General features: G+C 71.0%; 14 protein-coding genes. 5 read left to right on the top strand and 9 right to left on the bottom strand.

The window, feature by feature from the left end; all coding sequences use genetic code 11:
- Positions 1–4 precede the first annotated feature (4 nt).
- The 7 genes from MKL01_RS17895 to MKL01_RS35760 all read right to left on the bottom strand — a co-directional run bounded on the left by MKL01_RS17895 (position 5) and on the right by MKL01_RS35760 (position 6,027).
- Entirely contained in the window at positions 5–424 is a 420-nt protein-coding gene (locus MKL01_RS17895) for a DUF779 domain-containing protein (protein ID WP_243906541.1), read from the bottom strand.
- A 143-nt stretch (positions 425–567) separates the two neighbouring features.
- A complete protein-coding gene (gene adh, locus MKL01_RS17890) occupies positions 568–2,091 on the bottom strand; it encodes an aldehyde dehydrogenase (RefSeq protein WP_243906540.1) in 1,524 nt (507 codons plus the stop codon).
- Between the two features lie 346 nt (positions 2,092–2,437).
- Positions 2,438–2,785: a DUF3325 domain-containing protein gene (locus MKL01_RS17885; RefSeq protein ID WP_243906539.1), complete on the bottom strand. Its 348-nt coding sequence runs from the start codon at positions 2,783–2,785 to the stop codon at positions 2,438–2,440.
- Entirely contained in the window at positions 2,782–4,272 is a 1,491-nt protein-coding gene (locus tag MKL01_RS17880; RefSeq protein WP_243906538.1) for a PepSY-associated TM helix domain-containing protein, read from the bottom strand. Before MKL01_RS17880 ends, MKL01_RS17885 begins: the two co-directional genes overlap by 4 nt.
- 26 nt (positions 4,273–4,298) lie before the next feature.
- Entirely contained in the window at positions 4,299–4,613 is a 315-nt protein-coding gene (locus tag MKL01_RS17875; protein ID WP_243906537.1) for an iron transporter, read from the bottom strand.
- A 252-nt stretch (positions 4,614–4,865) separates the two neighbouring features.
- Entirely contained in the window at positions 4,866–5,129 is a 264-nt protein-coding gene (locus tag MKL01_RS17870; protein WP_243906536.1) for a hypothetical protein, read from the bottom strand.
- A 97-nt stretch (positions 5,130–5,226) separates the two neighbouring features.
- Positions 5,227–6,027 (bottom strand): cold-shock protein, encoded by an 801-nt coding sequence (locus MKL01_RS35760; protein ID WP_279604671.1) that lies wholly within the window; start codon positions 6,025–6,027, stop codon positions 5,227–5,229.
- Positions 6,028–6,341: 314 nt separating this feature from the next.
- On the opposite strand from MKL01_RS35760, the gene MKL01_RS17855 reads away from it, so the two are divergent.
- The 4 genes from MKL01_RS17855 (at position 6,342) to MKL01_RS17840 (ending at position 9,523) form a co-directional block, all read left to right on the top strand.
- On the top strand, positions 6,342–6,815 hold the full coding sequence (locus MKL01_RS17855) for a response regulator (protein WP_243906535.1): 474 nt from the start codon (positions 6,342–6,344) through the stop codon (positions 6,813–6,815).
- Between the two features lie 110 nt (positions 6,816–6,925).
- On the top strand, positions 6,926–8,008 hold the full coding sequence (locus MKL01_RS17850; protein WP_243906534.1) for a Ppx/GppA phosphatase family protein: 1,083 nt from the start codon (positions 6,926–6,928) through the stop codon (positions 8,006–8,008).
- A 10-nt stretch (positions 8,009–8,018) separates the two neighbouring features.
- Entirely contained in the window at positions 8,019–8,744 is a 726-nt protein-coding gene (locus tag MKL01_RS17845; protein WP_243906533.1) for an RlmE family RNA methyltransferase, read from the top strand.
- 11 nt (positions 8,745–8,755) lie between these two features.
- Positions 8,756–9,523: a hypothetical protein gene (locus MKL01_RS17840; protein WP_243906532.1), complete on the top strand. Its 768-nt coding sequence runs from the start codon at positions 8,756–8,758 to the stop codon at positions 9,521–9,523.
- Positions 9,524–9,596: 73 nt separating this feature from the next.
- Here the strand turns inward: MKL01_RS17840 and MKL01_RS17835 are convergent, their stop codons facing one another.
- A complete protein-coding gene (locus MKL01_RS17835) occupies positions 9,597–10,673 on the bottom strand; it encodes a DUF4167 domain-containing protein (protein ID WP_243906531.1) in 1,077 nt (358 codons plus the stop codon).
- Between the two features lie 86 nt (positions 10,674–10,759).
- Here MKL01_RS17835 and MKL01_RS17830 point away from each other — a divergent pair, with 86 nt between their 5' ends.
- On the top strand, positions 10,760–11,053 hold the full coding sequence (locus MKL01_RS17830) for a hypothetical protein (RefSeq protein WP_243906530.1): 294 nt from the start codon (positions 10,760–10,762) through the stop codon (positions 11,051–11,053).
- A gap of 42 nt (positions 11,054–11,095) precedes the next feature.
- On the opposite strand, the gene prmC is transcribed toward MKL01_RS17830, so the two are convergent.
- Complete coding sequence (prmC, locus tag MKL01_RS17825) at positions 11,096–12,001, bottom strand: peptide chain release factor N(5)-glutamine methyltransferase (protein ID WP_243906529.1); 906 nt, start codon at positions 11,999–12,001, stop codon at positions 11,096–11,098.
- Positions 12,002–12,004: the final 3 nt, after the last annotated feature.

Here is a 12,004-nt window from a genome sequence, read left to right as displayed (position 1 = left end):
CCCCTCAGAGCTTGCACGCCCCTTCGAGCGCGCGGTTCTCCGCGTCGGAGAACAACCGCGAGCGGATGTGGAAGCGCTTCTCGCGCCCGTTCTCCAGGGAGAACATGCCGCCGCGCCCGGGCACGACGTCGAGGAGAAGGTGGGTGTGCTTCCAGACTTCGAACTGCGAGCGGCTGATGAAGAACTCGGCGCCCCCGACGGTGCCGAGCCGGACATCGCCGTCGCCGACGACGAAATCGCCCACCGGGTAGCACATCGGCGAGGAGCCGTCGCAGCATCCGCCGGACTGGTGGAACATGACCGGGCCGTACTCGCCGCGCAGTTCGTCGATCAGCGCGAGCGCCGTCGGGGTTGCGGTCACCCGGAGGGGCGTGCCGTCGGCGCCGGCCTGCTCCGCAACGTCGGCCGTCATGTCGCTACCCATGTCATCCTCCCCGCTCCAGCCCTGAATATGTGCGGTGCGCGGCGGCTTTCCACGCCGGTCCCGGATCGGATCGCCCGGATCGAAAAAGCCCCGGCCGCAGGGCCGGGGCTGAAGTTGTCTCGGGGGTTGACCCGGCAGGAAGGTCAGAAGAATCCGAGCTTCTTGGCCGAGTAGCTGACCAGCATGTTCTTGGTCTGCTGGTAGTGATCGAGCATCATCTTGTGGGTCTCGCGGCCGATGCCCGACTGCTTGTAGCCGCCGAAGGCCGCGTGGGCCGGGTAGGCATGGTAGCAGTTCGTCCAGACGCGGCCGGCCTGGATCGCCCGGCCGAAGCGGTAGGCGCGGGTCCCGTCGCGGGTCCAGACGCCGGCGCCGAGGCCGTAGAGCGTGTCGTTGGCGATGGAGAGCGCCTCGGCATCGTCCTTGAAGGTCGTGACCGACAGGACCGGCCCGAAGATCTCCTCCTGGAAGATGCGCATCTTGTTGTGGCCGCGGAACACCGTCGGCTTCACGTAGAAGCCCTCGGCGAAGTCGCCGTCCTTGACGTTGCGCTCGCCGCCGGTGAGCAGCTGCGCGCCCTCCTGCTTGCCGATGTCGATGTAGGAGAGGATCTTCTCCATCTGCTCGCCCGAGGCCTGGGCGCCGATCATCGTGGCGGGGTCCAGCGGTGAGCCCTGCGTGATCGCCTCGACGCGCTTCACCGCCCGCTCCATGAACCGGTCGTAGATCGATTCGTGGACGAGCGCCCGGCTCGGGCAGGTGCAGACTTCGCCCTGGTTGAGGGCGAACATCGTAAAGCCCTCCAGCGCCTTGTCGAAGAAGTCGTCGTCCTCGTTGGCCACATCCGCGAAGAAGATGTTCGGCGACTTGCCGCCGAGCTCCAGCGTCACCGGGATCAGGTTCTGCGAGGCGTACTGCATGATCAGGCGGCCGGTGGTCGTCTCGCCGGTGAAGGCGATCTTGGCGATCCGCGGCGAGGAGGCGAGCGGCTTGCCGGCCTCCAGGCCGAAGCCGTTGATCACATTCAGAACGCCCGGCGGCAGCAGGTCGCCGATGATCTCCATCAGCACCAGCACCGAGGCCGGGGTCTGCTCTGCGGGCTTGAGCACCACGCAGTTGCCGGCGGCCAGCGCCGGGGCGAGCTTCCACACCGCCATCAGGATGGGGAAATTCCACGGGATGATCTGGCCGACGACGCCCAGCGGCTCGTGGAAGTGGTAGGCGACCGTGTCGTGGTCGATCTCGGAGATCGAGCCCTCCTGCGCCCGCACGCAGCCGGCGAAGTAGCGGAAATGGTCGATGGCGAGGGGGATGTCGGCGTTGACGGTCTCGCGGATCGGCTTGCCATTGTCCCAGGTCTCGGCGAGGGCGATCAGATCGAGGTTCTCCTCCATCCGGTCGGCCATCTTGAGCAGGATGCGGGCGCGCTCGGCCGGCGCCGTGCGGCCCCAGGCTTCCTTGGCCGCGTGGGCGGCGTCCAGCGCCTTCTCGACGTCCTGCGCATCCGAGCGGGCAACCTCGCAGATCACCTTGCCGGTGATGGGCGAGGTGTTCTCGAAGTAGCGTCCGGCGGCGGGGGCGACCCACTGGCCGCCGATGAAGTTCTCGTAGCGTGCCGAGAAGGGCGACTTGACCTTGGCGTCGCCGAGGAATTCCGGCTTGTTCATCGCTCTGTTCCCTCCGTTGGCCACGGCCTCGCGAACCGCGGCTCTTTGGCGTCAGCTGATTTCCGCCGGCCGGCGCGTTGGCGCCGCGCCTCGGTCGAGTGTGGGCACAGCCAACGGCTTTTGGCGTGCCGAATCAAGGTGGACTTTTGGCCAGTGCGCGAGTGGAACGATCCTACGCTCTTCCATGCGGTGCCGCGAGGGGACAATGCAGCGGGCGATCAGGGCCGTCGAGCCCGGGCTTGCCGGCCACATCCCGGAAATGCGGCGCCGGCCAAAACTGGCGCTTTGTCTATCGGTCGACCGATCAACGGCACCGTTCGCCCCCGGGAACGTTCGATCGATCCGGTCAGGCCAGGAGGGCGAGCGGCAGCGTGAGGGCGGCAAGCGGCAGGGCCGCCAGGGCGGCGGTCCGGATCCAGGTCGGCCGATAGGCCATCAGCAACACCACGGCGAGCGCCGATCCCGTGAGCGAGCCGATCCCCTGGACAGGACCGAAACTCCAGCCCGCAGCGGCGACGGCGGCGGCGAACGAGAGGGCGAGGCCGGACCAGCCGGCGGCGCGCAGGCCCCCGACCCGCCGCCCGGGGACCGGGGCCCGGAAGACGGCCCGGTGATGCCGGTCCAGGCTCAGGGCCAGGGCGGCGAAGCCCGCAAAGCCCAGGAGGAGGCTCAGGAGCAGGGCTGGAACGGTCATGCTTCCGCCGGTCTGTGCAGGGCCGCCCCGGGCCGGGTCCGACCCTGCAGGCTCCGCGCCGTCAGCCGTGCCGCTGCGAGGAAGAGCAGGCCCAGAAGCGCCATCGCCGCGTCGAACCCGAGGAAGCGCCCCTCCGCGACGGTCAGCAGGTCGACGACGGGGATCGACAGGAAGGCGGTCGCCGGCACGGCGAGGGCGAGGGGCCACGCCCAGGCCCGCCGATACAGCGCGGAGGCCAGGGCCGCGAGGATCCAGGCGGCAAAGAAGCCGCGCACTTCCCAATCCGCCCGCGCCGCCAGATCCGGGGGCAACAGCCGGTTGGCGAGGAAATAGGCCGCGAGGCCGACGGGGAGGCCCGCGATGGTGCCGAGGTTCAGGATCCGCACGAGGCGCAGCCCGAAGCCCTCGGGATCGGCACCCTTCGGTGCCCGCGCGACCGTCCAGAGGACGAGCCCCGTGGCCACGGTGGCGGCGCCCATGAGCCCGCAGAGGAAGAATACCAGACGCAGGGGCGCGGCCGCGAAGTGCGCCTCGTGGATCCCCACCATCGCGGCGCCGGTCTGGGTGGCCGCGCCGGCCTCTCCCAGGCGCCCGATCTCCGCGCCCGTGACCGCGTCGTAGGCGATCTGCGGATGGATGTGCGCGAGCCCGGGCGGCTCCGTGAAGTACGCCGTGGCGGTGGCCGCGGCATCGCCCGGCTTGTGAACCACCACGAGTTCGGGCCATTCGCCGGCCGAAGCGCGCGCCCGCGACACGATCTCGCCGAGCGGCAGGACCACGCCGGGCCGGTCCGCCGGCGGGCGGCCCGCCAGCATGATGCCGGCCTCCGCATAGTAGCGCTGACCGTCGCCGCGATACGCGGTCAGGACCGCCCACGGCATCAGCATCGGCGCGAGGGTGACGAGCCCGGTGTAGACGATCATCAGGTGGAACGGCAGGGCGAGCACGCCCGCGACGTTGTGGGCGTCGAGCCAGCCCCGCTGGGCCGAGCGGTCCCGCCGGAAGGTGAAGAAGTCCGCGAAGATCCGCCGATGCGTCACGATGCCGGAGATCAGCGCGATCAGCAGGACCATCGCGCAGGCCGAGACGATCCACCGTCCCCAGATCGGCGGCAGGTTCAGCTCGAAATGGAAGCGGTAGAGGAAATCGCCGCCGCGGGTCTCGCGGATCTTCGACCGCTCGCCCGTGGCGGGATCGAGCAGCGCGTGGTGGAAGGGGCCGCTGAGGTCCCGCCACCAATAGACTTCGACGGCCGGGTTCTCGGCGTCCGGCAGCTTGACGGACCAGCCCGCGGCATCCGGCATGGTCCTCTGGAGGAACGCGCCGGCGCGGCTCGCCGCGAGGGCGGCGTCGGTCGCGGTCTCGGACAGTTCGGGACGCATCCAGCGCGAGATCTCGCCGCGGTAATAGCTCGCGGTCCCGGTCACGAAGATCGCGAACAGCACCCAGCCGACCACGAGGCCGGACCACGTGTGCAGCCACGCCATCGATTGGCGGAAGCTCCGGGGCCGGCTCACGCCGCACCCCCCGCCCGGAACGCGCCCGCGAGCCACAGGGCAGCGGTCAGCGCGCAGGCCGCGACGCCCAGGATCAGCGCGGCGCGCCGGAGGGTCCGCGCGGCGAAGACCCAGATCACCGCCGTCGCCATGATGGCGAAGCTCGCGAGCATCGCGGTGGACACGGCCTCGGCCCGCGGACCCGGCAGGATGAGGGCGAGGACTCCGCTGGCGAGCGCGGCCACCGCGTACCCGCCCAGAGCCGCCAGACCGACGCGCCCGGCAACGATGAGTCGACGATAGACCGGAGCCGATATCGTGCGGGCGCTCATGGCGCCTCCCCTCGCTTCCGTGAGCCCATGGCGGGACCTAACAGCGGCGGCCCCGGCGGCGCAACGGCTATGTTCCGGAACGATTCCAGTGTGCGGAGAGGCGGTTAGGGGATTTTGGCAAGACCCGTGACCGGCCTTCCCCGGGTCGATCGCAAGCCCCGGTCGGCGCCGTCGGGCCTGCGCCGCAGGGGTGACCCCGGCGTCCCGTGCGGCGCGCGCGTCGGTCGGCGACGCGGCTTCGAATGTCCGGGCTCAGCGCCCAGCGGACGTGTCCGGCCGGATCGTCCCGCCGCCTCGGCGCATCGAGGCTGCCGCTTCCAGGGCGCTCGGCGGCAGATCGGGGCCGCGCCCGTACGTCCCGCCACCGGAGACGGGCCGGGGGGCGGTCACGGGCCGGTCGCGTTCGTGACCCCGGGCGTAGCCGGCGTTGAGGCCCGCGTAGAAGCCGGTGAAATCCTCCGCCCGCGCCGCGCCGGAGATCAGGATCAGCAGGGTCGGCAGCAGGACGCGGGGCATGATCCACCGGACATGAGAAGGGCGGCGCCTCCCGTGGAAGACGCCGCCCTGAAGTGTCGTCGCGGATCGCGGCGGCAAAGCGGCCGCCGCGACGCCGTCAATCCTCGACGTTGATGCTCTGGGCCTCACGGCCCTTCTGGCCCTCGACCACGCCCAGCGTGACCTGCTGGCCTTCGGCCAGCGACTCGAGCCCGGCCCGCGACAGAGCGGAGCGGTGGACGAACACGTCCTTGCCGCCGTCGTTCACCGAGACGAAGCCGAAGCCCTTGGCGGGATCGTACCACTTCACGGTGCCGCTCATCTCGACCGACGGTCCGCCGGAGGGACGGCCACCGCCGCCGCCACCGCCGTAGCCGCCACCGCCGCCGTAACCACCGCCACCGCCGCCGTAGCCACCACCGCCGCCGCCGTAACCACCGCCGCCACCGCCGGCGCCGAAGCCGCCGGTCCGCGGACGGAACTCACGCCGGGGCGCAGGCGCCTCGGCCGTGGACGTGTCGACGCTGGTGACGCTCGTCACCTGCGGGCCCTTCTGACCCTGGGCCGTGGTCACCGTCAGGCGGGTACCCGGCATGAGATCGTCGTGACCGGCAGCCTCGACGGCGCGGATGTGGAGGAAGGCATCGCCCGAGCCGTCACCCAGCTCGACGAAACCGAAGCCCTTCTCCTTGTTGAACCACTTGACCGTGGCATCACGCTCTGGCCCGGAAGCGACCGGGGCTGCGCCACGCGCCGGGCCGCGGTCGAAACCACCCCCGCCGAAGCCGCCGCCGCCGCCACCACCGAAACCACCGCCACCGAACCCGCCGCTGGGGGGGGCTTGATCAGGCCATCTCGGCTCGCCACTCTCGTCGAAGCCGCGCTTCTGCGGCCCCCTAAAATCACGACCACGTCCCATAGAAAGCTCGCAAAAACCGTCCGCCGCCCTTGTCTCGAATACCGCGTGCGCGCCATCCCAGACAGCCCACGCCCCGCACTATCATTACCCCAGGTCGCGGTAACCAAGAATAACGCCCCAGTCCTGACGCAATCGGGCCTTGACCGCAAGGACCTTCTCGTCTCAAACGCGCCGGTTCCGTTACTTTCTTGCGGTAAACAACGCAGTGGTCGACGGGCGTCCGCGACGGTCTTTCTGATTGGAGCGAAGGCGTTAGCGAAACGCAAACGCTGCCGGGCTAGCCTCGTGGTCGCGCCCCGCAAAGCCGGCCGTCCATGATCGCGACTCCCACCTTCCCAGACCTCTCCGCCCTCGTCGTCGACGAGAGCCTCTATATCCGGCGAATCGTGCGCGACATGCTGATGCGCGTCGGCATCAAGCGCGTGCTCGAAGCGCCGGACGGCGCGGAGGCGCTCGGCGTGCTGGCGGAGAGCAAGCCGGACATCAGCATCATCGACTGGGATCTGTCGATTCTCTCGGGCGAGGAGTTCATCCGTCTCGCGCGCACGCCGACGACCTCGCCCTGCCCCACGATCCCGATCATCCTGATGCTGGCCCAGCCGCGCCGGAACGTCGTGGACCGGGCGGTGGCGCTCGGGGTCAACGAGATCATCGCCAAGCCGTTCTCGCCCAAGACCCTGTGGTCCCGCCTCGACGAGGTGATCCACCGCCCCCGCCCCTATTCCCAGGTGAAGAGCCTCCTCCGGCCGATCCCCCGGCGCGCCAGCGCCATGAAGGCGGTGGCCTGACCGGGCCTGCGATCGGACGTTGCAGTTCCCCGCCGAGCCTGTAGGGTCGCAGGTCAACGAAGGCCAGGCGCCACGCGCCCGGCCGACCCGAAGGATCGACGGCCGCGCCGATGAGGGACGAGACCGCCGCGGCCGAGCCGTCTCGACTCCAGACCGGCGCAGCGCCGCTCCACACGCCGGCCCCGTATCCGGGCCGCGAGCGCCGTCGCGCCACCTACGCGGCGCTCGACCTGGGCACCAACAATTGCCGCCTGCTGATCGCCGAGCCGACCTTCAGCGGGTTCCGGGTGATCGACGCGTTCTCGCGCATCGTCCGGCTCGGCGAAGGTCTCGGAACCTCCGACCGCCTGAGCGAGACCGCGATCGAGCGGACCGTCGAGGCGCTGCGGATCTGCCGGACCAAGATGCAGTCCCGGGGCGTGCAGCGGGCCAAGATCATCGCCACGGAGGCCTGCCGGCTCGCGGTGAACGGGGCCGCCTTCGTCGAGCGGGTCCGCCGGGGGGTGGGGCTGGACCTGGAGATCGTCGACCGCCAGACCGAGGCCTATCTCGCGGTGACCGGCTGCGCGGCGCTGGCGGATCCCCTGGCCGAATCGGTGGTGATCTTCGACATCGGCGGCGGCTCCACCGAGATCGCGTGGCTCGACGGGGCCGCCGCCAATCCCTCCACCGACCCGACCCTGCGGATCCGGGCGTGGGATTCGCTCCCGGTCGGTGTGGTGACTCTGGCCGAGCGGCATGGCGGCGCGGAGGTCACCCGGCGCATGTTCGAGGGCATGGTCGAGGAAGTGGCCGAGAAGCTCTCGGCCTTCGCGCTCCGGGCCGCGGCCGCCGCGACCGCACCGCACTTCCACCTGCTCGGTACCTCCGGGACGGTCACGACGATCGCCGCGATGCATCTGCGGCTGGCGCGCTACGAGCGGCGGCGGGTCGACGGCCTGTGGATGCACGATGCGGACGTCACCACCGCGATCGACGACCTGCTCGACACGCGCCTGGAGCAGCGGGCCGACAATCCCTGCATCGGCCGGGACCGGGCGGATCTCGTGCTCGCGGGCTGCGCGATCCTCGAGGCGATCCGCCGGGCTTTCCCGTCCGAGCGCCTGCGCATCGCCGACCGCGGACTGCGCGAGGGCCTGCTGATGAACATGATGCGGGAGGACGGCGTCTGGAACAGGAAGCCGGTCCGATGAGGGAATCGCGATGAGCGACCGGCGCGGCGGCGCGAGTTCCGGCGGCGGCGTGCGCGGGGATCTGAAGCAGCGGGTGAAGACCGGCCGCGGCCGGACCCTGTCGCAGAAGCGGTGGCTGGAGCGCCAGCTCAACGATCCCTACGTGGCGCGGGCCAAGCGCGAGGGCTATCGGTCCCGGGCGGCCTACAAGCTCATCGAGATCGACGAGCGCTACAAGCTGCTGAGGGCCGGCCAGCGGGTGGTCGATCTCGGCGCCGCGCCCGGAGGCTGGTCGCAGGTCGCCGCGCGGACCGTGGGGCCGACGGGACGGGTCGTGGGCATCGATCTCCTGGAGATCGAGCCGATGGCCGGGGTCGAGTTCATCACGCTGGATTTCCTCGATCCCGCGGCGCCGGCCCAACTCACCGCCTTGCTCGGCGGTCCGGCCGACCTGGTCCTGTCCGACATGGCCGCCAACGCGACGGGCCACAAGAAGACCGATCACCTGCGCATCATCGGCCTCGCCGAGACCGCGGCGGTGTTCGCCCGCGAGATCCTGGGACCGGGGGGCGCCTACCTCGCCAAGGTGTTCCAGGGCGGTACGGAGGGCGCGCTGCTGACCGACCTGAAGCGCGACTTCACCACCGTCCGCCACGTCAAGCCGGCCGCGAGCCGCGCCGATTCCAGCGAACTCTACGTCCTGGCGACGGGCTACCGCGGGATCGCGTCCCGGGCGCCGGCACCCGAGGACGACTGAGCCGGTCGGCGATGCTGGTCGCGTGGGCGCTCTCGCTGGTCAATCCCGCGCCGCTGCGCCTGCGCCGGCTCGGCTATGTCCGCCAGAGCGGCCTGCTCCATGCCCGGTCCCGCCGCTGTCGCGCATCCTGGGCGCCGCATCTCGCACGGGCCCGGAGCGTCGTCGCCGCCGCGGCCGAAGCGACCGGGCGGCGCCGCCACGCCGTCGTGCTCGGGTCGGGGCTCCTCGAGGACGTGCCCCTCGAAACACTCGGCCGCCTGTTCGACCGGGTCACCCTGGTGGACGCGGTGCATCCCTGGCCGGCCCGGCTCGCCGCCCGGCGTCACGATAACGTGACCCTGACGCACGCCGAGATCAGCGCCGGCCTCGCAGGCGGTCTCGGAGAACTCTGCGCCGGCTCCGACCTGATCGTCTCGGCCAATTTGCTGTCGCAACTCCCGATCGTCCCGCTGGACCGCTACGAGGCCGCGGACCGGGAGGCGCCCCCGCAGCTCGCGCGGCACCTCATTGAGGCGCACCTCGCGTCCCTGGATGCCCTGGCGGAGCAGGCGGAGCGTGTCTGCCTGATCACCGACACCGTGCAGCGTGAGGAGGATCGCGCCGGGTGCGTCACCGACAGCCTAGACCTGATGTTCGGCGCGACCCTGCCGCCGTCCGACGCCGCCTGGGACTGGGAGATCGCTCCGTTCGGCGAGGTCGACCGGCGGCAGCGGCTGATCCACCGGGTGCACGCCTACGCCGACTGGCGCTCGGCCCGGGCCCGATCCCCGGACGCGTGAAGGGCCGCCCCGGTCACCCGGGACGACCCTTCAGATCGGCTGCTCACGCCCGCGCAGCAGGCGGATCAGCTTATCACTCCGTCGGCGGATCCTCGCCGGGCGTCCCGGCTCCGCCCTCGTCGGCCACGAGGCCCTCGAAGCGCGGACGGCGGCGACGGCGCGGCTTGGCGACGGGAGCTTCCTCGGCGGCCGCTTCCGGCTCCTGGACCGCGGGCGGCTCGACCGCCGGGACGGGACGGGTCGGCGCCATCAGGAAGGCCGGCAGGCCGGCCGGGTCCTCGGCCACCGTCGCAGGTGCGGCCTCGCGGCGGCGCTCGCGGCGCGGGGCCGGCTCGGTCTGGCGCGGCGCCTCGCTGCGCGGCGCACGCTCGGGGCGGTTGTCCGAGCGGGGCTCGGTCCGCATGCCCTCCCCGCGGCCGTTGTCGTAGCGGCCCTGGTCCGAGCGGACCTCCTGGCGGTTCTCTTGCCTGTTGTCCTGACGGCTGTCCTGCCGGCCGTCTTGCCGATTGTCCTGTCGGGCGTCTTGCCGGGTCTCCTGTCGGTCCTGGCGATAGTCCGGCCGGTTGTAATCCTGGCGCTCGGGACGGTCCTGCCGATCCTGGCGGTAGTCCGGGCGCTGATAATCCTGGCGGTACTCCTGACGCGGCAGATCCTGCCGCGACTGGTCCTGACGCCTGTAATCCTGCCGGCCATTATTGTCGAAGCGGCGCTGATCCCGGTTCTGGAACCGGTCCCGGCCCTGACGACCGTCCTGGTTCGAGTCCGGACGGTTCTCGTACGGCTGCGGCTGCTGGCCGGGATCGCCGTCGTCGTAGCCGTTATAGGCGTGACCGTTCTGGGCCGAGCCGTTGCCCTGACCGTCCTCGTCGCCCTCGTCCATCTCGTCGTCGAAGGGCCGGCTGGCATAGCCGCCGGTGTTGGCCGGACGAGTCTGCTCCTGGGCGCCGGAGACGATCCGGAAGTAGTGCTCGCCGTGCTGGAAGTAGTTCTCGGCCGCCACCGGATCACCCGCCGCCAGCGCGTCGCGCGCGAGCTGCGCGTACTTGTCGGCGATGTGCTGCGGGGTGCCGCGGATCTTAACGTCGGGACCGTTGGACTCGTAGGAGCGCGTCAGCGGATTCGGACCCTTCGGCCGATTGCGGCCGCGCATCCGTCGATTCTGGTTTGGTCTCATCGGTCTGTAATGACCCTCGTTCACGCAAACGACTGTCTACGGGGGCGCCCGGCCGGGATCTCATGACGCAGACCGGCCAAGCGCGTCCGGCGGCGCCGCGCGTGGAGGCCACTGAGCGGCCTGCGCGCCTGTCTGACCATCCCTCGCGCCGCGCGCTCGGAACCAAGTGCGGCAACCAGTCGATTGTCAGGTTCGAATACCGGCGAACCGCCGCGCAAACACCTGCGCGCTCTGGTCCGACGGTTACGGGGGATCAGCAAACCAAACAGCGACGCACGGTCACCACCGACCCTATGGTCGTCCGTCTTAACGAACGGTTCGCGATCTTCAAGCCGACTTTAGCGTTCCCCGGTTGATGCAACAAGCATTTTCTCGACGCCGCGATCTTCGAGACAGAGTTAGGCATCCCTGTGGCCGGATGGAAGGCCGTCCGGCCCACCGAAGCTGAGAACCCGGTCGTGGCCGGCGAGATCGCGACGCAGCCCGCGATCCGCGAAGCCGGCGGCCCGCGCGAGCTGCCGCACCGCCTCGGCCTGATCGTAGCCGATCTCGAGGGCGAGCGTCCCGCCCCGGGCGAGGAGGCCCCCCGCGTGCACGCCGTCCAGGATCCGCCGATAGGCGTCGAGCCCGTCCGCGCCGCCGTCGAGGGCCGCGACCGGATCGTGGTCCCGCACCGCGCGGTCGAGCGTCGGAAGCACGCCGTGTCTGATGTAGGGGGGATTCGAGACGACGAGGTCGAACCGGCCGCCGATCGCGTCGCACCAGTCTCCGGCCAGGAAGCCGGCCCGCCCGCCGACCCCGTTCGCCAAGGCATTGTCCCGGGCCACGGTCAGGGCCGCCGCAGAGCGGTCGACGCCGATCCCGAGGGCGCGGGGAAGCTCGGACAGAAGGGCCGTCAGGATGCAGCCCGATCCCGTGCCGAGATCGAGGCATCGGAGCGGCGCAGTCCGATCCGTGACGGCCGCGAGGGCGGCCTCGACGAGGATCTCGGTGTCCGGACGCGGCACCAGGGTGTCGGGGCCGAGCCGGAACGGCAGACCCCAGAACTCCCAGGTGCCCAAAATGCGGGCGACGGGTTCGCCGCCGAGCCGCCGTTCGAGGGCCGCGTCCAGCGCCGCGGATTCCGCCGCGGCGAGGCATCGATCGCCGTCGAGCAGAAGATCGCGGGTCTCCAGGCCGAGGAGACCGAGCAGGAGGAAGCGGGCGTCGCCGGCCGCCTCCCCGACCCCGCCGGCGCTCAGGCGCGCCGCACTCCACCGCAGGGCTTCGCGGAGGGACCGGCCCCGGCTCGACCCGACCGTCACGGG

Origin of the sequence: Methylobacterium sp. J-070 (assembly GCF_022829385.1) — a bacterium.
GTDB lineage: Bacteria > Pseudomonadota > Alphaproteobacteria > Rhizobiales > Beijerinckiaceae > Methylobacterium.
Note: the sequence above shows the minus strand (reverse complement) of the source record. Positions and strands in the feature narration are given on the sequence as shown.

Bases quoted from the DNA above. Each gene is read 5' to 3' on its own strand.
- MKL01_RS17840 (WP_243906532.1), top strand. From the start codon at position 8,756: ATGCTGGTCGCGTGGGCGCTCTCGCTGGTCAATCCCGCGCCGCTGCGC.
- adh (WP_243906540.1), bottom strand. From the start codon at position 2,091: ATGAACAAGCCGGAATTCCTCGGCGACGCCAAGGTCAAGTCGCCCTTC.
- MKL01_RS17845 (WP_243906533.1), top strand. From the start codon at position 8,019: ATGAGCGACCGGCGCGGCGGCGCGAGTTCCGGCGGCGGCGTGCGCGGG.
- MKL01_RS17850 (WP_243906534.1), top strand. From the start codon at position 6,926: ATGAGGGACGAGACCGCCGCGGCCGAGCCGTCTCGACTCCAGACCGGC.
- MKL01_RS17895 (WP_243906541.1), bottom strand. From the start codon at position 424: ATGGGTAGCGACATGACGGCCGACGTTGCGGAGCAGGCCGGCGCCGAC.
- MKL01_RS17875 (WP_243906537.1), bottom strand. From the start codon at position 4,613: ATGAGCGCCCGCACGATATCGGCTCCGGTCTATCGTCGACTCATCGTT.
- MKL01_RS17880 (WP_243906538.1), bottom strand. From the start codon at position 4,272: ATGGCGTGGCTGCACACGTGGTCCGGCCTCGTGGTCGGCTGGGTGCTG.
- MKL01_RS17870 (WP_243906536.1), bottom strand. From the start codon at position 5,129: ATGCCCCGCGTCCTGCTGCCGACCCTGCTGATCCTGATCTCCGGCGCG.
- MKL01_RS17885 (WP_243906539.1), bottom strand. From the start codon at position 2,785: ATGACCGTTCCAGCCCTGCTCCTGAGCCTCCTCCTGGGCTTTGCGGGC.
- MKL01_RS17830 (WP_243906530.1), top strand. From the start codon at position 10,760: ATGACGCAGACCGGCCAAGCGCGTCCGGCGGCGCCGCGCGTGGAGGCC.
- MKL01_RS17855 (WP_243906535.1), top strand. From the start codon at position 6,342: ATGATCGCGACTCCCACCTTCCCAGACCTCTCCGCCCTCGTCGTCGAC.
- MKL01_RS35760 (WP_279604671.1), bottom strand. From the start codon at position 6,027: ATGGGACGTGGTCGTGATTTTAGGGGGCCGCAGAAGCGCGGCTTCGAC.
- MKL01_RS17835 (WP_243906531.1), bottom strand. From the start codon at position 10,673: ATGCGCGGCCGCAATCGGCCGAAGGGTCCGAATCCGCTGACGCGCTCC.